Consider the following 25368-nt stretch of genomic DNA (forward strand, 5'->3'; position numbering starts at 1 on the left):
TTAATTCGTCTTTTTTAAAAATCCCCGTAATAACAGGCTCCTTCTGCTACCGCCCCCGAGTCTGCAACACACCAGCAGGCCGGGAGTCCACGATCTGTTGTTGTCCCCAGAACACAGGTATACAAACAATACAATCCATACCCATAAGCATAATCGTCCCCCCACCAGGAGACATCTCCACCGGCGAGATAGCCGGTCAATTCTGAGGTCAGCGCCACACCCCATCCGATCCCCGTCGTCCCATTGGCCCAGCATCCGACCCAGTCATTATCTCTCGGTCCCCCAGGCTCATAGTTCGCCGAACTGTCATGGCAAACTTGCCCCAAGAAGGGCCAGAGCTCGTCACTCAAGAGATCCAGTGCACCTCTCACACAGGTTGAGGTATCCTCCTCACCAGAACCAGACCCACCTCCTCCTTCGGGACTTTCGGGATAGCGACTGCAAAACGTCTGATCCCGATTCTCCCCACAAAGAGTTCGACAATAATCCCTGTCTTCAGAGGCACAACGGTCAACACAGAACGGCTGATTGGGATTCTCGACACAAAGCGGCTCACAATAACCACCCGCTCCCCACCCACGCCCATCGGCACATCGATCATCACACCAGGAGAGGTCTGGATTCTCCCGACAGAGCGAACCACAGAACCCGTAGCTGTTGTGACTTTCACAGAGGTTATCGCATTCAGAATTATTTCTATCCCCCTCCGGACAAAGATCACCGCACCACTCTAACCCCGGATGATCCTCACACGCATCGAAGCAGTAGGGGTCTCGATGCTCCCGACACCGCTCAGCACAATGAGGAGGGGGTGAAGCACCACGACAAGGGGCGTTTGTGATCTGTGTGCAGAGGCCATTATCACCGTCATAGCCATCCGTAATATTTTCAAGACACCATGTCGTGCAGGTCGCTTGGAGTGCGGCAGAGTGGTCACGACCGGCTGCTAAATCAAGACAGTCAGGTGGGATTCCATTCTCCCGTTCACTCGAACCGACAGTATCCGCCCGCTCCGGTTCGTCATATTCATAATCGTCGTCGGGTGGTTCTCGTTCACTGGAAGGGCCATGGTCAGGCGGCACATCAGGGCTCACATCATGATCATGCTTCAGAGAGGGATGCGCCGCCTGGACAATTGACTCGCACGCCTCCCTCTCCTCTTCTTCTGTCCCCATGTAGCCAACACATTCCGGCCAGAGGCTGAAGACACCACCGCGGGTTCTGAAGTCATCCTCATAACCCAGCAAGTATAATTGACCCCTCGTTGCATATCCTGGAGAAGCTGGAGGACGTAGGGTATATTCCCCAGCCCTCGCCTCATAGTAGTAATAAGCGCCTATCGAACGAATATCATTCTCTGTCCATGCACCTCTACTAAACCTGTCACCCATCGCTTCGGCCTCTGCGTCAGAATCTGTCACGGCATCAAAAACACGCCTCCACCAGGGGTGCTGTGCAATGGTTTCGGGATTCCAAGAGTACTGAAAAAACATGACAGCCCGGCCGAGGTATTGAAAAAGCCGCGGGCTCCCAGATGGATCTGGACCCAGGTGCATACGAGCGGTACTCGCACTGCCATTGTAAACCAATTCCGCCGTTGCCTCATAGATCAGGTGCTCGAAATTAAAAACCCTCTGCATCATGATTCTGTCAAAGTCCCACATAAATTTATAAAAAATGGATTCGGCGATAAACGCAGTCGATTCATCGTGCCACATCGGTGCCCCATCCTCCGCATCACTTCTAGATCCAGTCCTCCCGGTAAAATAATTCACAATATGGACTGCTTCGTGAATGACCGGGGCGGTTGTTAACCCGACATAGCTCGTTGCAGACATTCCCATCTGTCGATAGTCATCGTCTACGACGATCGGCCCTAATCTCGAGGTTTCTGCCCCACCACCAATATCACGCCATACCAAACCAAGCGGTACCCCTCGAGCAAGATAATCATAAAAAAGCAGTTCCAGATTGTCATGATGACTCGATCTAAATTCTCTCGTTCCTATGAGACTGTGGAGCACAAATCGCGCCGCTTCGAGGGCGATATAGAAATAGACGCGATATTCTGAGTGAGGAGGGCCAATGAGTCTTTCATCGCCACTATCAATGGCAGCATACATGTTGTTAACGGCACGTTGAACCGAGTATGCCAATGCATTCCTCTCCTCTAGACTCCAGGGGGTCGAAACGGATTCTGCTGGGGTGGCATGAAGCTCCGAAATGACAAAATTATCCCAGGTCGAGTTGTTGTGACTGTCATCAATTTTATTTTTGGTATTAGATGCCTCACTAGGTCCGTCAACACGCCGTAGAATCATTTCGCTCCACCCCTCCCTTGCCAGCTTGGAAAAGGGTTGTCTCACATGAATGATCTCAACCCTCTGTTCATTTTCCCCTTCGCCAATCGTACGAATCTCCCCATTGTGACAGACGTCGGTTGCCGACTTCCCCCAAAAGTTCCCCTCACAGATGGTTCGATGACAGTTGCCAGGAGTGATGATCGGATCGGGATTAGCAGAAAGAACCTCCTCCCCATGACAGTTGGAGGGGCCCAGAGCTTCATCTAGCGGTTCGTCTAACGGCCGGAACATCCCACCAACAATATCAATAAAATCGGAAAAATCAGGCCAGTCGCGTCCCCCCCAGGCCTGACCCCATGCCTGAAACGGCAGAAGCAGGAGCGTCATAAACAAAAGAAGGCTCTTCATCATTTTCTCCGTTGGACCCGTTCTCTCATGATCGTGCTTGAGGAGGGATCGCTTAGTCCTGGCCCACGGGCCGGCGGTATCGGCAGATTGAATGCCCCACAGGTCCCATTCAGACACATCTGATCGGGATATGGCAACTTATGCGCCATGGAGTGGTACACCGCTAGCATCCTGGCAAGCTCCACCTTTCTTTGCTTAAGAAGCTCAAAGATATTTCGGGAATTCACAAACAGCGGCCCCAAATAAACATTCCCAAATCCCTGTGGTGTGTTGGAAAAGAAAACCCTCGTCCCGGAGCTCCCCCCTGTGACTCGTCCTGCCGTTGCTGTCACCTCACTCACAAAGTCCTGTTGCTCGATGCCGAAGTTGATCGGTGCAAAGTCTAGGTCTTGCAGGATCGAAAGCACAATCGACTGTGCCATCACTGCGAGCTCCTCTTCTAAAAGGGCCTCGTGATCCTGAGGCCACAAGAGCATTCGATTGTTGTGCAAACGCCTCTGATAAAAGATGTGGACCCACTGATGGGCCATGAGGGCACTGATCACAGGGCTGTGTCCATCCGAAGGCCTCCAACCCCCTTCGCTTGACTGAAGATACGATTCTGTTGTTGTTCTCCCACTGCTATTCGTTGATGTCCGTGTGACTGGATAAACATCATACCCTTGCACCGTTCCCCATCCCCGTTCCCACAATCCACCTCCACGCCATGTGCCATACGAGGCGTAGCAATGCCCGTCCGCCCAATCGCCTGATACATTATGATTCGCGCGTGATCCTTTGGCCCTCTTGGCCTGACAATCACCCGCGATTGTAGATCGGATGCAGAGCTTCTTCTCTTCTGCCTTATATTCCATCAACGCATCCCGGGGAAGGTTACGACATCGACTGATCTCGATCTTGTCCCTGTTTGCAACCCTATCGGCAATCATTCCGAATCCGGACCGATGCCCCCAGACAGTCTGGTCCTTCATTTCCTGAAGGATGTTCCAGATCGTCACGACCGTCTCGCGGGCCTCTCTCTGATCCCCAAAATTTCCGTTGGCAATCATTTCACCCAATCGACCAATCACATTCTCCAAGAGTATCCTGTGATGGGTTAAAAACTCATTATCGACCCTTCCATCCGATCCGGAAGAGAACCGTTCACAAGAGACAGAAGAGCCCGGGCCATACCCATTGGCACGACATCCCTCCGCACAGACAAAACCCCACCGCTGATGCTGCCGACTGTAAGGGACATCCAGATGATTAACACTCGTAAGAGCGGCCCCCATCTGATGGGGGTGATCCCGGTCGGTATGAATTGATAGTGCATTCCTTGCCGTCGTGAGTTCACTTGTATTGCTCTCCAGCTGACCAAAGAGATATCGACCATAAAGAAAACCGTAATCATCATCGATCAAGTTCCTTCGATTCCACTCCAGCGACAAGACCAACACCGGTGATTCTCCAAAATGACTCCTCCCCAACGGGTGACAGTTCGTGGCGTAAAGTGGGGGCCCCATCAGAAATGATTTATTGTCCGGTACCAATTGCCCACACCCTGTCTCGAGTCGACATTGATCAGTCAGACGCACAATCTTGTAATGTCCCCGATTTTCATCACCAAGATTTGGATTCGAACTGGCCGTTCCACCCACGAGACTGTTGTAACTCCTCGTCTCATCACCGGAACCGCAGAAAAAGGAACCGACCCCAATCCCCAAGCCTCCATTAGGAATCAGCGTATCCCGGCTGATCAGTTCATTCCTGAATTGGGGGGTTAGAAGACGATTGTAAGGCTCGTCAATTGAGACTATCTCGGAATGAGGCATTCTGGTCCCAAATTCCTCGGCCCATAAGGGACACGCAAGAACAAGGAGATGAAGAATGAAAATAAATCTCAATTCAATACCTTCAGATCCTCATGATAACACATATAGAGACCATTTCACAATTTTTTAATAAGCTGGATACGATCCAAGCCCCAGAAAACTTGAGCTGGGAAGGTGAAGGAGTTTTAGAATTTTTCTAAAAACCAGTGCCCGTGATACGGATGGGGTCCCGTGCTAGGCGTACAAGCCCGCGCGCGTCAATTCCAAAACGGTCAAAGAGATACCGGTCAACGCGCTCTGAAGAAAGCTCGGCCTCGTTAAATTCCTGATGGGAAACGAGGACCAGTCCTAATCGACGACTCAGGATCGCGAAATCGATATCCCCATCATTATCGATATCCCCTGCCCGTACTTCCAGGTCAGGGTTCCCCTGATGAATACTCTCATTTAATGTCGGCGTCGTCCGCCATTCCGTCTCAGCCAAAACCAACCGGTCTCTCCAGACACGACAGCTGAAATTTCCAAAAAAGGCGCTGCATTCATACTTCTTTTCAGTTCGATCAGTTCCTCTTGTCTCCTCAAACGTATATTGGGCTGAGGTGGTCGCCGGAGGCGAATCCTGAGTTTCCAGAAAATCGAATGTCGGATGGGGAGGCAAAATCGTAAGTTCTTCAAACCTTGCCAGCTCTTCCGGAGTCGCTGGTCTCCATCCACCAAGTTCTACACCTTCCATAGTGACCTCCCTTTTGCAGTATTCTTCGACAGGGGCAACATCAAAGTTGTGCCAATTTTCGGAAAAACTGTTCTCTCGGGAGAACAGTTTTTTAGATGAATCTCTCTTGTCTTCTTTCAGAGATGACGTTAATTTCCCTGCCTATGTCCTCATGGCTTATCGTCTTGATTTATATTGTCCCCATCTTGGGGACCATCGCCCAAATTTGCCGTCGGGTGGAACAGATTTGGAACATTGGAAAAAGTATCCGTTCCTTCCTTCCGGATGATCGAGTTTTTAGAAAACTTAAGGAATGGGAGAAGCGATTTCTCAGCTGGAAGTTTGAACATCCCCTCTCTCAATATACAAACCTTCTCACAATAAATCTATGGGCCGGCAAGATTGAATATGCAATCGGACATCTGCGAGACTACACGATCGGCCTCTGGATGATGGGGGCATTTGTCTATGATCTGACGGTTATGGTTTTAGGGGACCCCTCGATTCGAACAGGCCGATTCCCGACCCTCTTCTATCATGGCTTCTTCGCCCTACTAACCCTCTGGACCTACCGACGCCATGTCGGGATCGGGCTCAAAGTTTCTGAATTTTTGAGGGTCAATCCTCAGGTCCATCCCCAGGAACTTTTTGATCATTATTATCGAAGACTCGGTCCCCTTGCCGTCCCGATACCGTCGCAAGCCACAAGAACAGTGCAACCGACCCACGTCTCTTACCGAACTGGGAAGAAACCTCAAAAACGCCTTTGGCCTATCCTTCATGGGGCGTACGACACTGCGATCTTTGCACGGAGTGTTTATCGTGCCTTGGAAACATTAGGCCCTCACTATGGTCGAGAGATTTTTGATGTGATGGCCTCTTTTTGGGGATCACGAGTCCTTCAGCTCTTTCAATGCGAGCTCCATGTCGAAGGAGCTGAGAGATTTCATTCACTCGATGGAAAAATTATCTTGATCTTCAACCACAAATCACTGCTCGACTTTGTCTTCAACTTTTTTGCCCTCAGCAACACGCATCTCGCCAAGGGACGCCCACTCCGGCCTCGCTTCCTCGCAGCGAAGGATCATTTTATTGATAACAAACTGATCCATAGCGGACTTGGAGTCGGCAGGACAATTCAAGAGGTCGGAATGGTTTTCGTCGATCGAAAAGGTCAAGGTCGGAATGCAATCGATGAGGCGGTCAACACGCTTTTGAAGAACGAGATCGACTTGGCGATGTACCCTCAAGGGACACGTGCCTTGGCGAATTCCGGACCGAAGGGGGAAAGACTTGATGCCGGTTATTATACGACCGGGACCGCAAACTCCCTGAAAAGGGAGTTGGGGCATCTGAAAAAGGGGTGTGCCTATCTCGCCCTGGACAGTGCCATTGCCCTCTCCAAGAGAGAACCAGAAGCAATTCAACCGATCCATTTGGTCTTTATCGCGATTGACGGGGTCGCCACTGTCTTCCCCAAGGGAACCCTGCAAATCCAGACCGGTGAGCGGATTAGTTACAGAGTGGGTGACATCTTCACCCTCGATCCCCTTGAGGTGAAAGAGATGAAAAAGCCAACGACAAAAGAGCCGCTCGATGAATCGGAAAATCGATATGAAAGAAAGATTGACGAGATACAGGAGGCGATTGATCGCAGTCTAACCAAGGCATTGAGGCTTCACGAGAATCTCCTGAAACGTTTTCAGGAGGAGATGCGACGTTCGGATTTCGTCCCAAAATTCAATCAGTTTAAGTTGACCCACCAACTCTCTTCCAATTTAAAAAATGGGGAACGCCTCCCGTTCGTCATTCTCGATCGCATCCTCGCCCTCCCCCCAGATAAACAACAGGACTTTCTAAAAAGATTCTCTGAAGGGGTTCTTTCCGGAGGTGATCTGAGACCGCTCCGGGATGAGATCACCGACCTGCTCTTTCGGCATCGAGGGAAGGAACTGAAAACGATTGTTCAGCAGGAACAAGCGAAGAAAATCGCTTAAGGGAATTTTAGAGGAGATCCAAGACTTCCTGAGTCGAATTCTTTCGAACACAGGTGAATGCCGGGGTATCTCGGACCGTATATTTCGATGAGGCTGCCTCGCGGAGTTCCTGAACAAGATCGACAAACTCGCGGGGATCATCTCCATCGAAGGCAACAACAAACTCCTGATCGTCAATCCCGAAAGAATAAGTGGTGTTGATCCTGATGGAAGGGTATTTATGCCCGACCGCGATATGGACATCCATCATCTTTTGCCGTTCCGGAAATGGTAACTGATACCAATCCCGCGTCTTCACAAAGGGATAAACAAAGAGATACTTCCCTTCTCCAGGCTTAATTTGCCCTCGCCTTCCTTCTTGTCCGGGATGGACATGCTTATCGATATAAACCGACCTCTTTGTGACCGCCAGATAGGAATACGGTGTCGTTAGATAGTGACCCAGACCGGTCTGATTCAAACGAGCGCTCATCTCCTGAAAAAGCTCAAGTTCAAAACCGATCCTCCAGAGCATAAAATCACAGTCTGGACGAATTCCGGCTAACGAGTAGTTGAGGAGGATCAGTTTTTTTGAATACTGCTGAACCACCTCTATAAATTCGGCCCGGCCACGATCCCTCTCCGCCTGTGGCAAACGACGCCAAAGAGGATCAACCCGATAAAATGAAAAATTGACGAACTGTCTCGGCAACGCCTCATCAGCCATGGCGTAGCCCCTATCACAAGGAAAAACCCGTTGCCAAGCGGTTTTCAAAAGGCTAGGAGACGAACAAGTGAAAACTCTCAAAATCGGGATCATCGACCTCGTCGCCCGTCAACCCACGAAATCCATATATGCTCGTCTTGTCAATCCCAACTACACCTCGTTAATGCCCCAGGTGATCGCCGTCTGGTTGGAAAAGCTGGGGCACGAGATTCACTATGTCACCTATACGGGGTTTGAAGATCTTCATCGATTAGTGCCTCAGGAGATTGATCTCCTCTTTATCAGCACCTTTACTCAAAACGCCTATACCGCCTACGCCATCTCAAACCTCTTCCGCCAAAAAGGGGTCATCACAGTCCTTGGCGGACCGCATGCGAGGGCTTTTGCTCAGGATGCACGTTCTTATTTTGATTATGTCCTCGGCCTGACAGATGAAAAAGTGATCCGGGATCTGCTCGAAGATCTTTCTCCTTACCCAGAAGAGGGGCGTCTCATGAGTGCACCCCGGCAACTCGAAGAGATCCCGACGCTTCAGGAACGCTGGAAATTCATTCAAAAGAATCTTGAAAAGACACGTCTCATTCATGTGGTTCCTATGATCGGGAGTCTGGGTTGCCCGTACACCTGCGAGTTCTGTATTGACTCAAAGATCGATTATAAGCCGCTTTCTTACGATCGCCTTCGAGCGGACCTCTCGTTTCTGCAGAGTCAACCCAAACCACCAATTGTCGCCTGGTATGACCCGAATTTTGGGGTTCGGTTCGATGAATATATGGACCTCATCGAGTCTGCCGGTCCTGCAGGTCGTGTGGCCCACGGGGCAGAAAGTAGCCTCTCAATCCTGAGCGAGGGGCATCTGAAGAGACTTAAAAAGAACAACTTTGTGGTGATGTTGCCGGGGATCGAATCCTGGTTTGATTTCAATGCAAAGTCAAAACAAGGGAAAAACAATGGGCTCGAGAAGGTAAAACAGGTTGCCGCACAAATCAATCTGGCACTGGAATACATCCCCTATGTGCAGACGAATCATATTTTTGGCCTCGATGCTGATGAGGGACCAGAACCGTTTGAGCTGACTAAAAGATACATTGATCTGGCTCCCGGTGTTTACACCACCTACATGTTGATTACCTCTTATGGAAACTCCGCCCCCTTGAGCCTTAAGTATCTTGCAGAGGGAAGGGTCATGGACCTCCCCTACCCCTTTTTGGATGGAAATTCAGGCCTCAACGTACGATTGAAAAATTATCCGATCACTGATTTTTATTCTCGCATGAGCGACCTTGCCCGTTACAGTTTTACGGGCAAGGCGGTCTGGAGACGATTTCAGGCGAACAAACATCCCCTGCCACGTTGGATGAATCTGATGCGTTCCACACTGTCAGGAAAAGGACGTGGGGGTAATTATGATGAGATCCGAAAGCGGTATGAAACCGATCCTGATTTCATGGCATTTTACCAAGGGGAGACACGCAAACTACCTGCCTATTATTATGAGAAAGTGCAGTCGATGGTGGGACCTTTGTTCCCGCATCTCCCCAAAAAGGTCCTGAATTACCTCCAGCAGGGAGAGTCAAATCATAACAACCCCAGACTGACAGCTGAAGCGAACTCCTTCCCACTCCCTGCAATCGCCTCATAAAACATCAATGCTCTCATCAACCCTTTTCATGAAGTCGCTCACTATTTCACATGGATTTGGGACACGTGGGGAGGAACCTGTCACCAAAATCCATACAGCCGTCCAGGTTCATGGATCCGAGATCCTTTTTCTGGATGAAACGAATCAGAACGCCCAAGGTGATTCCGATATTCTCATGACAAATCAAAAGGGATTGGCGGTGGGGGTCAAGACAGCTGATTGTGTCCCCATACTGCTCGCCGATCCTCAAGAAGGAATCGTCGCCGCCGTCCATGCTGGATGGAAAGGAACCCTTGCCGGCGCCGTCCAAAAAGCGGTTCATGAGATGGTTCATCGAGGAGCGAAGAGAGAAAAACTGATTGCCGCAATTGGGCCTTGCATCTCGGGACGTTGTTACGAAGTCGAGCGGGATGTGGCCCAACCCTTTGAGTCACAAATCAGCTTTTCCAAAAAAATTCTCTCACGAAAATCAGAGACAAAATGGCTCCTGGATTTGAGTCTGGCCAATCAACTTCAGCTTCTCGAGACCGGAATCAAGGAATCTCATATCGACAGACTCCCCTATTGCACCCATTGTCACCCCGATCTCTTCTGCTCCTACCGACGGGATGGGAAAGAGGCCGGGAGGATGATTAGTTTTATCTCGCTTGATTTTAAATAGGGAGACCGATAAGAGGTTCCCCATGAAATTCAGAAAACTCACCCCAGCGATTCCTAAAGTCTCCGAGATCGGTTTCGGAGTTTGGACCGTCGCCACAAGCTGGTGGGGAATCAAAGATCAAGGGTATGGAATCCAGCTGCTCCGCGAGGCGCGTGAGCTGGGGATCAATTTTTTTGATACCGCCGATGTCTATGGCAAAGGGCTTGGGGAAACAATCCTCGCCGAGGCGTTTGGTGATCGATTGAAGGAGCTCGTCGTCGCAACAAAATTTGGTTATGACTGGGAGACAGTTGGAGAAAGAACCGGTCACGGAGAACTCCCACAAGACTGGTCCCCTCAGGCGATTCGCAAATCATGTGAAGGGAGCCTGCGCCGCCTCCATCGAGACTGGATCGATCTCTATCAACTCCATAACCCTCGAATGGAGACGGTCCGCTCCGCAGAGATTATCAATACCCTTCAGGAATTGAAAAAAGAGGGGAAGATCCGGGATTATGCCACCGCTCTGGGACCTGATATCGGTTGGTTTGAAGAGGGAAAGGTCGCGATGGAGGAGTCTCATTACACTGTCCTTCAAGTCATCTATAGCCTGCTGGAACAGGACCCGACCTCCAAACTTCTCCCGATTGCCAAAAAAGAAGGGAGTCGTCTGATGGTCCGTGTCCCGCATGCCTCGGGTCTCCTCGATGGAAGCTATAATCCGACAAAACATTTTGATAAATCCGACCATCGCAGTCACAGGAAGGAGCTCTGGATGCAGGCGGGTCTGGAGGCGGTGGAGGTTTTGAAAACAATGCTTTCGAAGGAAAGAACCCTCGCCCAGTCAGCGATTCTTTTTACGCTTCAACCGGAATCTGTCGCAACGGTTCTGCCCAATTTCACAAATAAAGAACAACTCAAAGAATTTATCGCCTCCATTGACAAGCCGGCCTTTACTGAAAAGGAACTTGGTGCCGTACGATCTTTGTGGGATCAGGAACTTTGCCGAAAGCTGGATCAACCGTTTGCCGATAGCTCCTCGAAACCAACCCCTATAAAACAAGCGGCTGCATGATCACCGACTGTGCTACAGCTGACGGAACAAAGCGTTTCTCGAAGCGTCATGAGGGAAAATTATTTCGTCCTTTTGATGATCTCTTTGTCTCTGCAATAGGGCTTGGAACTTATTTAGGAGATCACAATGATCGCGATGACCAGCTTTATGAAGAATCAATTGAACTGATCCTGAATCAAGGTTGCAATCTTATCGATACCGCCATTAATTACCGCTGCATGCATAGCGAAAGGAATATCGGTAAAGTCCTCAAACAACTCATAGACAAGAAAAAAATCCGACGCGATGAAATTGTTATTTGCACGAAGGGGGGATTTATCCCTTTTGATGGTCATCCTCCTGAAAATATCCGGGAGTATTTTGATGAGAACTTTGTGAAAGCGGGTCTTTGTCGTCTGGAGGATATCGCGGCCGGTTGTCACTGTCTGGAACCAAGATATATTGAAAATCAGATTCTGAAGAGTCTTCAAAACCTTGGGTTAGAAACGATCGATCTCTATTACCTTCATAATCCAGAGACCCAGTTGGAAAAGATTTCATCGGAAGAGTTTGAGACAAAATTGGAAAAGGCGTTTGAAGCGCTTGAGAAGGCAGTTTCAGAAAAAAAGATTGTCCGTTATGGCCTTGCGACCTGGAATGGTCTGCGCCAATCGAATCAGCTTTCACTGGAAAAATGTTTTCAAATTGCTGAAAAAGTTGGCGGGTCCCGGCATCATTTAAAGGCGATCCAGCTCCCTTTTAATCTCGCGATGATCGAGGCCTACGGAGAGCCGATTCAACAGATCCGTTCGGAAAAAGTCTCTCCCCTCGAGGCGGCTCAGAGGTTGAAATTGGCCGTTTTTTCAAGCGCCTCCATCCTCCAGGGAAAGATCCTCGGTAGTCTCCCCTCGAGTCTCCAGGGCCAGTTTCCTGATTCAAAGACCGATGCCCAAAGGGCGCTTCAATTTGTCCTCTCCACCCCAGGGATCACCGCTGCGCTTGTTGGGATGAAAAGGAAGGGGCATGTGCAGGAGAACCTGCAATGTCTGACCTTTCCCATCCTCCCCCCATCAGGCTTTCGATCTTTATTCGCAGGCTAAAATTATTAACAGAACTGTTCATATTATTTACATGCCTATAGTTTATCTAAAGATCATCAAACGATCATAAAAATATAACATATTGATAATATTGTAAATTTAATAAAGTTTCTAACTTGGCACACCTCTTGCTTATACCCCTCCTCAACAAGGAGGTACGTAAGTATGAAAAACAGTAATATCAAGATCGCGGTTCTTATACTAACAGCCCTTTTGTTGGGGGCCTGTGGCTCTTCAACACGGGGTTCCGGTGAGTCGACCACTGACTCTGACTCCCCAAGTGATGCCTCAACCCTCGGGGCAGCCAGCCAGGATCTCTTCGGAGGGATGGGGAATGACCAACAGGCACTTCATGTCGAAGGACATGAGACCTCGTCTTGGGACTTCTGCGCAGATAATTCGGCCCCAGAAGGGATTACGATGAGTAATCTCGTTCTTGCCGGACATTATGGACGGACCAGTGCCGGTTATACGGTTGACGCCGATTTTGAGTGTAACTCAAGCTCTGCGGCAACAACCTTCAAAAGCTGGGCTATTGCCGAGGCGATCATCATGGATTGCACCGGTGGTGACTTGAGCTTCACAGGAAACGGCATTGTCCAATTCCTCGCGAGCGAAGAGGCGATGGAAGTCAGTGGAAAAGTCTATGGGACATTTGCCTTGCCAGACGGTACGGAGGCCAAGTGTGACATCGAAATCGGTGATACATTCGATGCCAAGTGTGAAACGGAAACAGAGGACGGCGTTCAACCTTTAGAGACTGGAAATGCCGATAACGTCTGTAGCCAACCTGAATAGGTAAAAAATAGAAAGGTATGAAGAGAGGGGCGAGGTTAACTCGCCCCTTCTTTTTTGGAGCGAAGATGCCAGGAAAAACCAACCGCCGAGATGAGCAAGAGGAGCAGTGAAACAAGTCCCACCAGAAAGAAAACTCCCATTTTCGTGCCGTGAATCATCAATGAGCTTGGGTCCCCGAAGCAAACAGAACAGGCCCAGAGATCATCCGACAAAAACAAGAAACAAAGCGCGGGTGTCAGTCGTCTCATCTTTTTTTGAAACCAAATGAGATAAGGAATTAATAATAAGAAAAGAAGGCCCCCAAATAGACTTAATCCTCGAGCCTGGTGATGATACCCATAAAAGAAGAGAAAACAGGAGAGAATGAGAACGATACTGATAAAGAGGATATGAAATATCTTAAGTGACATCGTCTGAAATCCACTAACGGGCTTTAATCATCCCAACATCCGTAGCCACCGGAAGAAACATGAGGACGGCAAAGAAAAGTACGGTGAACAGCAAAACAATATAAATAAGCTTTCTCTCGGAAATCAGGTGCATGAAGTAGGAGGCGACTAATGACCCCTTGATCGTCGCTATAACTAGCGCCACCAATATCGCTGCCGAAGTGGCAAGATGCAGATAAGAAACGCTCACGGTCACCACGGTCAAAAAGGCGAGGCCAACAAAGACCATCAGATAGGTCCTGACATGTTTTTTGACGTCGAAAATTCCGTTGTGGGACATAAAATATTACAACAAGTATAATACCGGAAATAAAAATATCCAGACCAAATCGACAAAGTGCCAATAAAGCCCCGCAGCCTCGACACGACCAGTAAACTGCCTTGGATTTGTTTTCCAAAGCCGGCTTCCAGGCAAAAGGAAATAGGTATTCACAACAATCCCCCCCAAGACGTGTAAGCCATGGAGACCAGTCAGTGTAAAATAGATCGCATAAAACGTATGCGATGATGGAAAATGATGATGCTGAAACTTTGCACTATATTCGAAAAATTTAATGACCAGAAAGCAAAAGGCCAAGAGGATCGTCATCCCCATGAAGAAGCGGTAGCGACCTATCCGGTTTACCATCAGAGAGGCCCAGGCCATGACCATCGTCACGCTCGAGGTAATGAGCACCATCGTATTGAGTGTCGCCAGAGGGACATTCAGGAGACTCGAACCATGTGGCCAATCCTGACTTCCAACCCTTAAAATGATGTAGGTGGAAAACAGCGCACCGAAAAGCATCACCTCGGAGGCGAGGAAGAGCCAAACCCCCAACTTGGAGTTCGTCAGACCGGTTACTGGATGCGGCTCGTCGATATAATGAATCACTGCTGATGACATTGTTAGCTCCTAACTATTCTGCGGTACAAAATCCTTCTCGGCCCCAGGCACACTATACTCATAGGGCCCACGCTGGACGACAGGCTCAGTTAGAAAATTTCCATGAGGCGGTGGGGTCGGCGTGGCCCATTCCAGAGTCGTTGCCTGCCAAGGATTCTCCGGGGCTGGTCTTCCCTTTTTGAGGCTCATAAAAAAATTGATCATGAAAATGAGTTGTGTCAGCCCCAAAAGCCAGGCACTCGCCGACATAAAGACATTCGTGTCCTGAACCGCCTGCGCATGGGCATAGATCGTTGGCGTATGAAGTCGTCTGGAAACGCCGGCGATCCCCTGAATAAACATCGGGAAGAAGATCCCATTCAGAAAAAGAAACGAGCCCCAAAAATGAATCTTCCCAAGCTTCTCATTCAGGAATTTTCCCGTAATCTTCGGAAACCAATGATAGATGCCAGCGAAGAGGGCCATTAATGTCCCCGGGGCGACAACATAATGAAAATGACCGATCACATAATAGGTATCATGCAGGTGAATATCGGCCGCTGCCAATCCAAGCGGAAGACCGGTGAGCCCCCCGATCGCAAACATCGGCAAAAAGGCCAAGGCAAAATGCATCGGCAACGTAAATCGGATAGAGGCCCCCCAGAGGGTCAAGATCAGGACCGTGAGGAAAATAACTGAGGGAATAGAGATGATCATTGTCGTCACCTGGAAGAAGTTCGCTATCGTCGTCCCCATCCCGGTGATGAACATATGGTGGGCCCAGACGACAAAAGACATAAACCCAAGCGCAAACAACGCATAGATCATTGTCTTGTATCCGTAGAGCGGCTTGCGTGTATTATTGACAATAATCTCGGTCACAATCCCGATCGCCGGTAGAATCAAAACGTAGACCTCCGGATGGGCTAGGAACCAGAAGAGGTGCTGCCAGAGGATCGGGTTCCCTCCCCCACTGACTTGAAGGGCTGTCCCACTCACAACAAGACCACTCGGAAGAAAAAAGCTCGTTCCGGCGAGTCGATCCATGAGCTGAAGGACCCCAGCCGCCTCCAAAGGCGGAAAGGCGAGCAGCAATAAAAATGCGGTCACAAACTGGGCCCAGACAAAAAACGGCAATCGAAAGAAGCTCAAGCCCTTCGCCCTCAACTGAACGATCGTGACAATAAAATTAACCGATCCAAGGAGTGACGACGTAATCAGAAAAACCATCCCGAAGAGCCAAAATGTCTGCCCTGTCGTTGCAATATCCGAAAGCGGGGGGTACGAAGTCCACCCGGAGTTTGCCGCACCACCCGGCACAAAAAAACTGGTAAGCATAATCACACCACCGACAAAATAACACCAATAGCTCGCGGCATTTAGTTTCGGAAACGCCATGTCCGGCGCCCCGATCTGAAGGGGAACCAGGTAGTTTCCAAATCCACCGACCGCCAATGGCACCACACCCAAAAAGACCATGATCGTCCCATGCATTGCCCCGAGGGAGTTGTAAAACTCAGGCAGCATCACCCCTCCCGGCATCGTGGTATCGCTAAACAAGCTTCCGATGAGGGGGAGTGCTTCTCCCGGGAAGGCAAGTTGCCAACGCATCAGCATCATGAGACAAAACCCGAAGAAGAGAAAAACCATACCGGTCAAGGCGTACTGGATCCCGATCACCTTGTGATCAACAGAGAAAACATAGCGACGAATCCAACTCAATTCATGCGAGCTCATGATAGAGGTACCTCCTGCTCTTTGACCCAATTTTCAAATTCCTCGGGCGTATCGATACTCACAAAACCTCTCATGAGGGTATGACCCACCCCGCAAAGTTGGGCACAACCGAGCTCAAACTGACCGGTCCCTGTTGCCTGAAACCAGACAGGGGTTGCCATCCCGGGAACAGCATCCTGCTTCACGCGAAGAACCGGGATCGTAAAGCTATGGATCACATCTCTTGAGGTGATATGGGCAATCACCGGCTTCCCGACCGGGAAATGGAGCTGGTTCACCGACACAATGTCATCATGTCCGGAAGGATCCGTGGGATCGAGACCCAAGGGATTGCTGTCACTCACATATTGAAGATCCGTCTTTCCAAAGGCCCGGTCGCGACCCGGGTAGTGAATATTCCAGACAAACTGCTGTGCCACGACACGGATAATGAGCGACTCCTCTTCCCTTGGAAACTCCGCCTTGTACTTGGACCAGATCGGAAATGAGAGCGCCACAAGCAAGAACGCCTCAAAAAGCACAACACCGATCTCGACAAACTTTGGCAATTTAAAATGAGCGACGTCGTACTTTGCCTGATGTCCATCCCTCTTCCGAAACCGGATCAGGCAGTAGACAAGGAAAATCCCCCACCCGACAAACAAAACGAGGGCAAACCAGTGGACGACGTCGATCAGCTGATCGATCGCCTGACCATAAGTAGAAAGATTTGGCGGGAAACCCCACCCGTACGTGGCCTCACCCATAAAGTGCGAGGTGAGGTAACATACTGTTTTTTCGAGGTCAAATAATTTAACGAGTCACCGAGGCTCGCCACTGTTTCAGGTCGGCGATCACCTGAGAAAAATCCTGATAACGATCTCGGACTGATCTTGCTGTCGCCTTCTGAACAATCTCATCAAGCAGATGAAGTTCCTGTGAGCTGACAATACCTGTTGACCGGGTTAACAAGCCTGGGTCTGTCCCGAGAGCCGGAAGTGAAGCTGGGGAGTGGGCATGCCATGAAGAGACCTCCCAAAGATTGTCTGGTATTCCAAGCCTTTCAACTAAGCTTTTTCCGGTCAGGGCCTCGGAAAGACTATGCCCCCAGGAATAGATATCCGCGGCCCTCGTAATCTCTTGCGGAGACCTCCACATTTCAGGAGAAGTATAATAAGTTGTTCCATAAACAGAGGTGCCGGTATGAACCACCCCTTGACTATTTATTGCTCGCGCAATCGACAGGTCAGTCACAACCCCACCCCTTCGTGTGAGAAAAAAATTTGCAGGCTTCGGATCCAAATGCAAAAGCCCTGCTCGATGGACCTGATCTAACCCCATCGCAAATTCAATAAACCGATCGACCGTCTCTAAAATCGTGAGAGGACCACTCCTTGCAATCCTTTGCTCCAGATTTTCTCCGACCAGATACTCCATGACCAGCACTACCCGTCCGGAAGGATCGATCGAATAACCGTAGACATCCACGACATTCGGGCAATCATAGGCCACCAATCTTTCAAATGCCCTCCCCTCCAACTTAGCATATCTTAGAAGTCCCGTATGATAAGTCTTTAACACAACAGGAAAATTACCGGCCTGCGGGTCGCAGGCAAGGTATACGTTAGCTGACCCTCCCCTTCCAAGCTTCCCAGTCCGTACTAAGTGCGCAATATCCATTTCGCGAAAACGGCCTCTCGAGTAAAAATCAGAGGGGCGGTAGTGAGTGAAGATTCCACAGAGTCGGGGAGGTGTCGTTTCTACAGGACGAGGGGGACAGGAAATCTTGGCAATCACCCTCGCGATCATCTGATCAACAGGCTCCGCTGCTGGAGGACGGGTCGAGTATCTTTCTAGACCTAGACGAACGATTCTCCGTAAAGCGGGGTGAAAATTGGCGTGCATTACCGCTGATATCGTAAAAATATTTTGGCTTGTTGCTGGGTTAATTTTGCGTGTATGCCTGTCCGAAATTTCAGGAAAATTGATATCTTGCCAGCGCCTTGTCTCCCGTCCTTATTAACAATTTCTGTTCGACGCCATAATTCAAATCACGGCTGGCGGTAGCGGTCGACATCGTTTTGAAAAAAGACCGATAATCTTTACGTGAGAAGAAACGATCTTGAAAATGCCCCTTGGCCAAGTCGAGGCGCGTCTTGGGAGTCAGCGGTTCAGGTTTTAACTCCAAAAGAAAATTATTCATGCTTTCCAAGATTGATCTGAGGCAAAACTCAATAAAGAATCTGGAATCTCCACTTTTGTCCGAGATTCTTAACGATTCATAATATTCTTTTTGATAATTTTTGATAACCGATTCAACGGGAATAAACTCAAAAAACGGATAACGTTTGACCAGAAAAACATGCTGCCAGAAGCGACCCATACGACCATTCCCATCGGAAAAGGGGTGAATAAACTCAATTTCATAATGAAATACCGCAGAGGTCACCAAGAAATTCTCTTTTTTGGAAGACTGAACATATTGAAATAAATCTCTCATCAGCTGAGGGACAAGGGAGGGCTGAGGGCCCATATGAATGACCTCTTTTCCTTGAATGACACCAACACTCTTTGACCGCCACTTTCCAGCATCAAGAATTAAACCGTTCATCATCTGTTGGTGTGCCTTGAGAAAAGATTTTTCAGAAAGTGGGTTGTAGCTGGCAACATGGTTGTAGACCTCAACGGCATTTTTAGCTTCGAGGATGTCTTTAGCTGGTCCAATGACCTGTTTATTCTCAAGGATTGCCGCCACTTGTTCCAAGGATAGGGCATTTCCTTCGATTGATAAGCTGCTCTGGATTGTCTTGATCTGGTTCTTTCGGCGCAGTTGGGGTTCTGGCTTGGGAAGTTTCAAGCCTTCGTATTGACCTACTAACCTACCGATTTCTGTACATAAATTGACAATTTCCGAAGAGAGAGTATAGGGAGGCTTCATAATATGATAGTATCATATGATACTATCAATACGTGTGCAACTGTCTTTTTTTTTAAAAACTAACAAAACAAACAAAACACGACAGTCGATTTTTAGCCAAAAGTCGACTGTCGACTTTCCCTTAAATCCCGATTGCCTCTTTTTGATCTCCAGTGCTAGTCACCCGATCGATGAGATTTCTTACTCGGACACTTATTCTGCTGACCTTCTGTCTGATCCTCTTGGGTGGTGTCGTCCACAACACCGACTCAAGCCTCGCCTGCCCGGACTGGCCGACCTGCTACGGGAGCCTGATGCCCCCGATGAAGGGGAATATTGCGATCGAACATGGACACCGCCTCCTCGCCTCGGCTGTTGGATTCCTTACGATTATTCTGACAGCGCTGCTCTGGAAAAAGTCTAAAAGCCGCTCTCTCAAATGGATGGGGATCTCAGCACTTTTTTTGGTCATCTTCCAGGGGGTTCTCGGAGGGATCACGGTCCTCTACCAACTCCCCGATCTGGTTTCGACCGCACATCTCGGAACGTCGCTGCTATTTTTTTCATTGTTAATTATCATAAGCAGTAAAATTGGGGCAGGTGACTCGGGTTCCGCCCCGTCCCGATTTTTATTCTTCACCCTCACACTCCTCTACCTCCAGATCCTTCTCGGCGCCTTTGTCCGTCATGCCGGTGCCGGTCTCCTCTGCCCCGATATCCCGTTTTGTTATGGAGATCCGTGGCCTGACTTCTGGTCACGACAACTCCATATGGCACATCGGTATGGTGGGATTTTGGTCTTCTGTTTCTTGACCCTTCTGCCGATCCTTTACTGGAAGACTTCTTCCAGAAGGCAACAGTTCCTATTGTCTCTGCTTCCTCTGATGGGACTGTTTCAGATTGTTCTTGGAATTCTTTCTGTAAAAACCTTGCTTGGATTACCAATGGTGATCGCTCATTTGGGAATCGCAGCAATTTTAATGGGCATTTTAGTCTTTAATATGATGTGGCGGGTGACTCGGGCGGGGGCGCCCACCCGCGCGCAACGGGTGAGCACGGGTGGGCTTGAGCCCGAGGCAGGACCCACCACAGTGGTGAGAGACTTGCTTACCCTCACCAAACCCCGCGTTACTCTGTTGGTCATCTTGACAACAGCTTGTGGTCTCTGGATGGCCCCTACCCTCCCTTCCGCCTCAATTATCATTTTGACCCTGTTCGGAACCTCACTGATGGTCGGTGCTGCTAACGCACTGAACATGTATCTCGAGAGAGAGATCGATGCCCTCATGAAAAGGACGGAGAACCGCCCCCTCCCTGCCAAAAGACTCCGACCGAAAATCGCACTATGGCTTGGCATCACACTCTCCGTTCTAGCGTCGTTCTTGCTGGCTCAGGTAAATCTCTTGACCGCGGTTCTCGGATTTTTTGCCTTCGTCAGCTATGTCCTTTTTTATACCCCACTCAAACAAAAAAGCATGACCGCCCTCCTGGTCGGGGCAATCCCCGGCGCGATGCCACCCCTCATGGGTTGGACAGCGGCTACCGGTTCTATCTCTTTTCCAGGACTGGTTCTCTTTTTTATCCTCTTTCTCTGGCAGATCCCCCACTTCCTCGCGATCGCACTCGTTTATAAGGATGAGTATAAAAAGGCGGGTATCCATGTGCTGCCTTTGGAAAAAGGGGAAAAAGAAACCCGTCACTGGATTTTTCGGTATGCGATCGGACTCCTCGCTATTTCATTGTATCCCTTTGTTATCGGACAGACGGGTACGGTTTATTTTGTTATTGCGTTGTTGCTTGGACTTATCTTTCTCGGACTGGGTGGCTATGGACTCCGTGAAAAAGCGGGTCTTAAATGGGCGCGGTCATTCTTCTTCGCCTCGATTATCTATCTCCCGGCCCTCCTGATTTCCCTCGTTGTGGGGAAGATCTGAAAGCTTGTATCACAAAAACCCCCAACAGCAGGAGGGCAGCGAGGTAAAAGGGAAATCCCTGCCGGTAATCATACAGGATTCCGGCGACGACCGGCCCAATGATCCGCCCCAGACTCGCGAATGACTGAAATGTCCCCATGACAGCCCCTCTCTGGTGAGGTGATGATTGCTTGGAGACGAGGCTCATCAGAGAGGGCTGGCTGATCCCACGCCCCATAGAGGCGACTCCCAAAGGGATCAGTAAAAAAGAGACCCTCCCCATCACTGGAATTCCAAAAAAACAGAGACTCAAGATAAGAACGCCGGCCAAGAAGAGCTGTTCCTCGGAAAAAAAATGGGTTGCCCGTCTCATAAAGCCCCCTTGAATCGCGACCATGATGACCGCCATCATGACGAGAATATAGGCGACCTCCCGAGCATCATAGGCAAACCGATCCAACATAAAGAGCGCGAAGACCGATTCGAGCTGGCTGACGGCAATTGTGAAAATCAGATAGACGAGACAGAACTTCAAGACGGTACGATTGCGCAGCACGGAAGTACGCGGGATCCCATTGACAGGATGATGTCGCTTCGGCTTTCGTAACCGAACCGTGGCAAAAATCAAATTAGCCGCCGTGAGCATTGCAGAAAAAAGGATCGGGACATGATACCCATAGGTGGACAGGATCCCTCCGATCGCCGGTCCTAAAATAAACCCGATCCCAAAGGCAGCGCCTATCAACCCCATCCCTTTCGCACGATCTTTTTCCGTTGTGACATCCGTGACGTAAGCGCTCGCCACACTGATGTTCGCGGCAAAAAGCCCCCCCAAAAGACGCCCGATAAAAACGAAAACAAGTGTCGGGGCGAGTCCCAGAAGAAGCTGGGCAAACGTACTCCCAAGCAATGTCGCCAAAATGACGGTCTTCCTTCCATAGCGATCGGAAACCCTCCCCCAAATCGGGGCGAAGAGAAATTGCATCCCGGCATAAGACATGAGGATCATGCCGAGTGTCGTCGCACTCGCTCCGAACTGGACGGCATAGAAAGGGAGGATCGGCATGATGATCCCAAAACCGATCAAATCAATGATCACCACACTGAAAAGAGGCCAGACATTTGACATGGGAGGTTGTGCTATGTCATCAAAACTGAAATGAAGCAAGTTTTCCTTGTCATTTTACTGCTCCTGATGGGAGTTGGGTGCTCGAAACCGCTGCCCACGTTTGGAGAGATCCCGGATTTTTCACTTCTGAATCAGGAAGGAGAATCAATTTCCAAAGAAGATTTTCTGGATTCCGAATGGGTCGCCAATTTCGTTTACACCGGCTGCAGCGACATATGCCCAATGCTCACAACTCAGACAATCCGTCTGGGAAAAGAATTGCAAGAAGCTGGAATTACGGGTGTTAAATTGGTCACCTTCTCTGTCGATCCTGAAAATGACACGCCGGAGCGTCTCAAAAGTTATCGCGAACGATTTGATGGAAGAGATCTTGAGTGGGCACTGCTGACAGGCCCTCTTGATGAGGTCGAAAAGACAGTCATTCATGGATTTCACGTCACGATGCAGAAAAACCCCGAGGAGCTCACGTCTGTTCTTCATATGGAAAAATTTGTCCTCATGGATCGGAAGGCCCAGATCCGTGGCTATTACGATGTCGATAAACTCCCAGAGCTTGTCAAAGCCCTGAAAAAATTAAAAAAGGGTTCATGATGGTAAATCTCGGTTCCCAACTTGCCGCCTTGAATGCCATCCTGAACGGCTCAGCCGCACTTCTCCTTTTATCAGGGCTGATTGCCATTAAAATGAAGAAGGTAAGAATCCACCGAGCCTTGATGGCCAGCGCCTTTTCCGTCTCGATTGTCTTCTTGATCTCTTACCTCACGCGATTTTATCTGACAGGGGTCCACCGGTTTGAGGGTGACCCACTGGTTCGCAAACTTTATTTAGGGATCCTGATTTCCCACACCTCCCTTGCGGCAATAACCCCATTCCTTGCGATCCGAACCTTGTATCTCGCCTGGAAAAAACGATTCGATGCCCACAGAAAAATCGCCCGGATCACCTGGCCGATCTGGATGTATGTGTCAGTGACCGGAGTGGTGGTGTACTGGATGTTGTATCGGCTTTAAATGGCCAGTGTATCCGGCTGGGGGCCTTTTGGTTTTCGGGGTGAAGTAGCTGTGACTTCCGGCTCTTTTTCGTGGCAGCTCTTTAAAAATTCTTTGGCGAGGGCAAACCATTCCTCGGCGACCTTCTCATCAACACTCTTTTCCCGAAGCGATTGGACCTTTTTGTGAAACCCTTTGTACTGAGGAAGAAGGTCAGTCCGGCCAAACTGGTTCTCAAACTCATGAGTCGTCTCGATATCATTAAAGGTGGAAACCAACTTCAGATAGAGAAGACCATTTGCCGCCTTCACGATCGCCTCGTATGCCTTGTGGGCGACCGACTCATACTGCCGATGTTCGCGATGGGCCTTGGCCATTTCCAATAGGGGATCTCCATCAGCCACCTTGGGAGGGATATCCTCCTTCATCTGGCCAGCACACTCACCAATGACCCCTTTTTGAAGCGCAAATTCTTTCTGATCCTCCCAATCAACATAAAAGTCAGGTTTTTCTGTATACGAAAGAATCTTTAAAAGCGGATCCAGGAGTTGAATCACCTTCTCTTTTCCCATCCGCTTATAAAATTCGTTGAATGACTCCCTCCCCTTTTGATTTTCGGCAAAATAACGAACCAAAGAGATGACCGCATCGGGGACGTTTTTTGAGGGAATCTGACAGATCGGTGTCGCAATCACCGTCTCACGTCCAAAATTTCCACCAAGCATGAGTTGGAAGGCAGGCACCGTATGTCCATTGACAGGGATCGCCCCACCATAAAATCCGATATTGGCAATGTGGTGCTGCCCACAGGAGTTTGGACAGCCGCTGATCTTGATCCGGAGATCGCGTGCAAGGGAGGTGATCTTCCCATCTTCCTGATAGAGCCGACTCTCAATCACACGGGCCAGTCCCATCGAAGAGGCGATCCCGAGCCGACAGGTATCGGTTCCGGGACACGCGGTCACGTCGTAAATTGTCTGGGCATCTTTTTTCACCATCCCGATCGCCGCAAGTTCCTCATAGAGCGCAGGCAAATCCTGATCTCGAATCCAACGTATGAGCAGGTTTTGATGAACAATCGTTCGGACCTTTCCTCCGGCATAACGACGCAAGATATCGGCAAGCGACCGCATCTGCGCAGGATTCATATCACCCGTCGTCAATCGGATCTCGACCATTGAATAACCAGCCTGTTTTTGAGGAGTGATATTCGTTTTTTTCCATTCCAGAAAATCTCCCCCGCCCGCTTCGCTGGGCACCCCCCTCTTTGACAAAGAGGGGGGTTGGGGGGGGGATTCTTCCCAATCAGAAAGCCTTTTTAGGTAATCATTTGCCTCCTGCGGCAACTCAACCTCCTTCATCTCTTCCTTCACTAACTGGCAAAATTTCTCGAACCCAAACTTCTCGATCAAAAATTTCATCCTCGCCTTCGCCCGGATCTTCCTCTCTCCATAACGATCGAAGACCCGGAGGATCGATTCGGCAAACCGAAGCAGATCCTCGACCGGCATAAAATCATAAAACTTTTTGGAGACAACAGGGTAAGATCCAAGTCCCCCACCGACATAAACCTCAAAACCACGACGATTTCCTCTCATCGTCGCAATGAGCCCGATGTCGTGGATCAGCGGGAGGGCGGTCATGACCCCTCCCCCATCGAATGCCACCTTGAATTTCCTGGGGAGGTTCTGGTTAATCGGATTTCGGAGCAGATGATAGGCGAGGGCATGCGCATACGGGGTGACATCAAATGCCTCTTTTGGATCAACACCGGCACTCGGGGAAGCGGTTACATTCCTCACGGTATTTCCACACGCCTCGCGCGTCGTGAGTCCCACAGATGCGAGCCTTCGCATCATGTCGATTGTATTCTCCAACTTCACATAATGGATCTGGATATCCTGACGTGTCGTGAGGTGGGCATTGTTATGGGCAATCGTTTCGGCAAGATCGGCAATGCACTCCAATTGGTCGGCATTGAGTCGTCCCAGAGGGATCTTGATCCGGACCATCTGGACCCCCTCTTGCCTCTGACCGTAGATCCCGTGCTGGAGTCGAAAACGTTGAAAACTATCCGGGCCGATCTCCCCTGCCCGAAATTTTTTGACTGTTTCTTCGTAATGATCGATTTCGTCACGAATCTCATCGGTAATTAGAAATTTCTTGTCGATGGTCCCCATAGGGGGTGAATGGTAGGTCAACAAGAAATCACCGTC

General features: G+C 49.6%; 21 protein-coding genes. 9 read left to right on the plus strand and 12 right to left on the minus strand.

Features of this window, described 5'->3' with window-relative positions:
- Positions 1 to 14: 14 nt before the first annotated feature.
- From HYT76_08990 to HYT76_09000, 3 genes are all read right to left on the minus strand, one after another.
- Complete coding sequence (locus HYT76_08990) at positions 15 to 2711, minus strand: hypothetical protein (protein MBI2083681.1); 2697 nt, start codon at positions 2709 to 2711, stop codon at positions 15 to 17.
- Entirely contained in the window at positions 2711 to 4597 is a 1887-nt protein-coding gene (locus HYT76_08995) for a hypothetical protein (GenBank protein ID MBI2083682.1), read from the minus strand. The genes HYT76_08990 and HYT76_08995 overlap by 1 nt, the downstream gene beginning before the upstream one ends.
- Before the next feature lie 124 nt (positions 4598 to 4721).
- The gene (locus HYT76_09000) at positions 4722 to 5258 is read right to left on the minus strand and encodes a hypothetical protein (protein MBI2083683.1); all 537 of its coding nucleotides are present in this window, start codon (positions 5256 to 5258) and stop codon (positions 4722 to 4724) included.
- 143 nt (positions 5259 to 5401) lie between these two features.
- Between HYT76_09000 and HYT76_09005 the strand changes: the two genes are divergently transcribed.
- Positions 5402 to 7234: a 1-acyl-sn-glycerol-3-phosphate acyltransferase gene (locus HYT76_09005; protein MBI2083684.1), complete on the plus strand. Its 1833-nt coding sequence runs from the start codon at positions 5402 to 5404 to the stop codon at positions 7232 to 7234.
- 7 nt (positions 7235 to 7241) lie between these two features.
- On the opposite strand, the gene HYT76_09010 is transcribed toward HYT76_09005, so the two are convergent.
- Positions 7242 to 7940, minus strand: a complete 699-nt coding sequence (locus HYT76_09010) for a chlorite dismutase family protein (protein MBI2083685.1) — start codon at positions 7938 to 7940, stop codon at positions 7242 to 7244.
- A gap of 67 nt (positions 7941 to 8007) precedes the next feature.
- Here HYT76_09010 and HYT76_09015 point away from each other — a divergent pair, with 67 nt between their 5' ends.
- The 5 genes from HYT76_09015 (at position 8008) to HYT76_09035 (ending at position 13174) form a co-directional block, all read left to right on the plus strand.
- Positions 8008 to 9582, plus strand: a complete 1575-nt coding sequence (locus HYT76_09015) for a radical SAM protein (protein MBI2083686.1) — start codon at positions 8008 to 8010, stop codon at positions 9580 to 9582.
- Positions 9583 to 9610: 28 nt separating this feature from the next.
- Positions 9611 to 10243, plus strand: coding sequence for a peptidoglycan editing factor PgeF (gene pgeF / locus HYT76_09020; GenBank protein ID MBI2083687.1), 633 nt, complete (start codon positions 9611 to 9613; stop codon positions 10241 to 10243).
- Between the two features lie 22 nt (positions 10244 to 10265).
- On the plus strand, positions 10266 to 11297 hold the full coding sequence (locus HYT76_09025) for an aldo/keto reductase (GenBank protein MBI2083688.1): 1032 nt from the start codon (positions 10266 to 10268) through the stop codon (positions 11295 to 11297).
- A complete protein-coding gene (locus tag HYT76_09030; GenBank protein ID MBI2083689.1) occupies positions 11294 to 12376 on the plus strand; it encodes an aldo/keto reductase in 1083 nt (360 codons plus the stop codon). The genes HYT76_09025 and HYT76_09030 overlap by 4 nt, the downstream gene beginning before the upstream one ends.
- A gap of 165 nt (positions 12377 to 12541) precedes the next feature.
- Positions 12542 to 13174 carry a hypothetical protein gene (locus HYT76_09035; GenBank protein ID MBI2083690.1) on the plus strand — a complete coding sequence of 211 codons (633 nt, stop codon included), beginning with the start codon at positions 12542 to 12544 and terminating at the stop codon, positions 13172 to 13174.
- 423 nt (positions 13175 to 13597) lie between these two features.
- Here HYT76_09035 and HYT76_09040 read toward each other — a convergent pair whose 3' ends face one another.
- The 6 genes from HYT76_09040 to HYT76_09065 form a co-directional block, all read right to left on the minus strand.
- Complete coding sequence (locus HYT76_09040; protein ID MBI2083691.1) at positions 13598 to 13903, minus strand: cytochrome C oxidase subunit IV family protein; 306 nt, start codon at positions 13901 to 13903, stop codon at positions 13598 to 13600.
- A gap of 6 nt (positions 13904 to 13909) precedes the next feature.
- Positions 13910 to 14509 carry a cytochrome c oxidase subunit 3 gene (locus tag HYT76_09045; GenBank protein MBI2083692.1) on the minus strand — a complete coding sequence of 200 codons (600 nt, stop codon included), beginning with the start codon at positions 14507 to 14509 and terminating at the stop codon, positions 13910 to 13912.
- A 9-nt stretch (positions 14510 to 14518) separates the two neighbouring features.
- Entirely contained in the window at positions 14519 to 16225 is a 1707-nt protein-coding gene (locus HYT76_09050; GenBank protein ID MBI2083693.1) for a cbb3-type cytochrome c oxidase subunit I, read from the minus strand.
- Complete coding sequence (locus HYT76_09055; protein ID MBI2083694.1) at positions 16222 to 16971, minus strand: cytochrome c oxidase subunit II; 750 nt, start codon at positions 16969 to 16971, stop codon at positions 16222 to 16224. Before HYT76_09055 ends, HYT76_09050 begins: the two co-directional genes overlap by 4 nt.
- Before the next feature lie 46 nt (positions 16972 to 17017).
- Positions 17018 to 18109: a serine/threonine protein kinase gene (locus tag HYT76_09060; GenBank protein MBI2083695.1), complete on the minus strand. Its 1092-nt coding sequence runs from the start codon at positions 18107 to 18109 to the stop codon at positions 17018 to 17020.
- 70 nt (positions 18110 to 18179) lie between these two features.
- Positions 18180 to 19142: a Fic family protein gene (locus HYT76_09065; GenBank protein ID MBI2083696.1), complete on the minus strand. Its 963-nt coding sequence runs from the start codon at positions 19140 to 19142 to the stop codon at positions 18180 to 18182.
- Between the two features lie 170 nt (positions 19143 to 19312).
- Between HYT76_09065 and cyoE the strand changes: the two genes are divergently transcribed.
- The gene (cyoE, locus tag HYT76_09070; GenBank protein MBI2083697.1) at positions 19313 to 21055 is read left to right on the plus strand and encodes a protoheme IX farnesyltransferase; all 1743 of its coding nucleotides are present in this window, start codon (positions 19313 to 19315) and stop codon (positions 21053 to 21055) included.
- On the opposite strand, the gene HYT76_09075 is transcribed toward cyoE, so the two are convergent.
- Entirely contained in the window at positions 21006 to 22163 is a 1158-nt protein-coding gene (locus HYT76_09075; GenBank protein ID MBI2083698.1) for an MFS transporter, read from the minus strand. The genes cyoE and HYT76_09075 overlap by 50 nt on opposite strands.
- Positions 22164 to 22193: 30 nt before the next feature.
- Between HYT76_09075 and HYT76_09080 the strand changes: the two genes are divergently transcribed.
- Together HYT76_09080 and HYT76_09085 are read left to right on the plus strand one after the other, a co-directional pair.
- Complete coding sequence (locus HYT76_09080) at positions 22194 to 22754, plus strand: SCO family protein (protein MBI2083699.1); 561 nt, start codon at positions 22194 to 22196, stop codon at positions 22752 to 22754.
- On the plus strand, positions 22754 to 23173 hold the full coding sequence (locus HYT76_09085) for a DUF420 domain-containing protein (GenBank protein MBI2083700.1): 420 nt from the start codon (positions 22754 to 22756) through the stop codon (positions 23171 to 23173). The genes HYT76_09080 and HYT76_09085 overlap by 1 nt, the downstream gene beginning before the upstream one ends.
- On the opposite strand, the gene HYT76_09090 is transcribed toward HYT76_09085, so the two are convergent.
- Positions 23170 to 25332, minus strand: a complete 2163-nt coding sequence (locus tag HYT76_09090) for a nitrite/sulfite reductase (GenBank protein MBI2083701.1) — start codon at positions 25330 to 25332, stop codon at positions 23170 to 23172. The two genes, HYT76_09085 and HYT76_09090, sit on opposite strands and share 4 nt — an antisense overlap.
- Positions 25333 to 25368: the final 36 nt, after the last annotated feature.

The sequence above is a fragment of the Deltaproteobacteria bacterium genome (assembly GCA_016180845.1).
Taxonomy (GTDB): Bacteria; UBA10199; UBA10199; order JACPAL01; family JACPAL01; genus JACPAK01.

What these genes read in the sequence shown, in the direction of transcription:
- pgeF (MBI2083687.1), top strand. Translation starts at nt 9,611, where the DNA reads ATGAAGTCGCTCACTATTTCACATGGATTTGGGACACGTGGGGAGGAA.
- HYT76_09030 (MBI2083689.1), top strand. Translation starts at nt 11,294, where the DNA reads ATGATCACCGACTGTGCTACAGCTGACGGAACAAAGCGTTTCTCGAAG.
- HYT76_09010 (MBI2083685.1), bottom strand. Translation starts at nt 7,940, where the DNA reads ATGGCTGATGAGGCGTTGCCGAGACAGTTCGTCAATTTTTCATTTTAT.
- HYT76_09035 (MBI2083690.1), top strand. Translation starts at nt 12,542, where the DNA reads ATGAAAAACAGTAATATCAAGATCGCGGTTCTTATACTAACAGCCCTT.
- HYT76_09050 (MBI2083693.1), bottom strand. Translation starts at nt 16,225, where the DNA reads ATGAGCTCGCATGAATTGAGTTGGATTCGTCGCTATGTTTTCTCTGTT.
- HYT76_09060 (MBI2083695.1), bottom strand. Translation starts at nt 18,109, where the DNA reads ATGCACGCCAATTTTCACCCCGCTTTACGGAGAATCGTTCGTCTAGGT.
- HYT76_09045 (MBI2083692.1), bottom strand. Translation starts at nt 14,509, where the DNA reads ATGTCATCAGCAGTGATTCATTATATCGACGAGCCGCATCCAGTAACC.
- HYT76_09065 (MBI2083696.1), bottom strand. Translation starts at nt 19,142, where the DNA reads ATGAAGCCTCCCTATACTCTCTCTTCGGAAATTGTCAATTTATGTACA.
- HYT76_09080 (MBI2083699.1), top strand. Translation starts at nt 22,194, where the DNA reads ATGAAGCAAGTTTTCCTTGTCATTTTACTGCTCCTGATGGGAGTTGGG.
- HYT76_09005 (MBI2083684.1), top strand. Translation starts at nt 5,402, where the DNA reads ATGTCCTCATGGCTTATCGTCTTGATTTATATTGTCCCCATCTTGGGG.
- HYT76_09000 (MBI2083683.1), bottom strand. Translation starts at nt 5,258, where the DNA reads ATGGAAGGTGTAGAACTTGGTGGATGGAGACCAGCGACTCCGGAAGAG.
- HYT76_09025 (MBI2083688.1), top strand. Translation starts at nt 10,266, where the DNA reads ATGAAATTCAGAAAACTCACCCCAGCGATTCCTAAAGTCTCCGAGATC.
- HYT76_08990 (MBI2083681.1), bottom strand. Translation starts at nt 2,711, where the DNA reads ATGAAGAGCCTTCTTTTGTTTATGACGCTCCTGCTTCTGCCGTTTCAG.
- HYT76_09075 (MBI2083698.1), bottom strand. Translation starts at nt 22,163, where the DNA reads ATGTCAAATGTCTGGCCTCTTTTCAGTGTGGTGATCATTGATTTGATC.
- cyoE (MBI2083697.1), top strand. Translation starts at nt 19,313, where the DNA reads ATGAGATTTCTTACTCGGACACTTATTCTGCTGACCTTCTGTCTGATC.
- HYT76_09085 (MBI2083700.1), top strand. Translation starts at nt 22,754, where the DNA reads ATGGTAAATCTCGGTTCCCAACTTGCCGCCTTGAATGCCATCCTGAAC.
- HYT76_09090 (MBI2083701.1), bottom strand. Translation starts at nt 25,332, where the DNA reads ATGGGGACCATCGACAAGAAATTTCTAATTACCGATGAGATTCGTGAC.
- HYT76_09040 (MBI2083691.1), bottom strand. Translation starts at nt 13,903, where the DNA reads ATGTCCCACAACGGAATTTTCGACGTCAAAAAACATGTCAGGACCTAT.
- HYT76_09055 (MBI2083694.1), bottom strand. Translation starts at nt 16,971, where the DNA reads ATGGGTGAGGCCACGTACGGGTGGGGTTTCCCGCCAAATCTTTCTACT.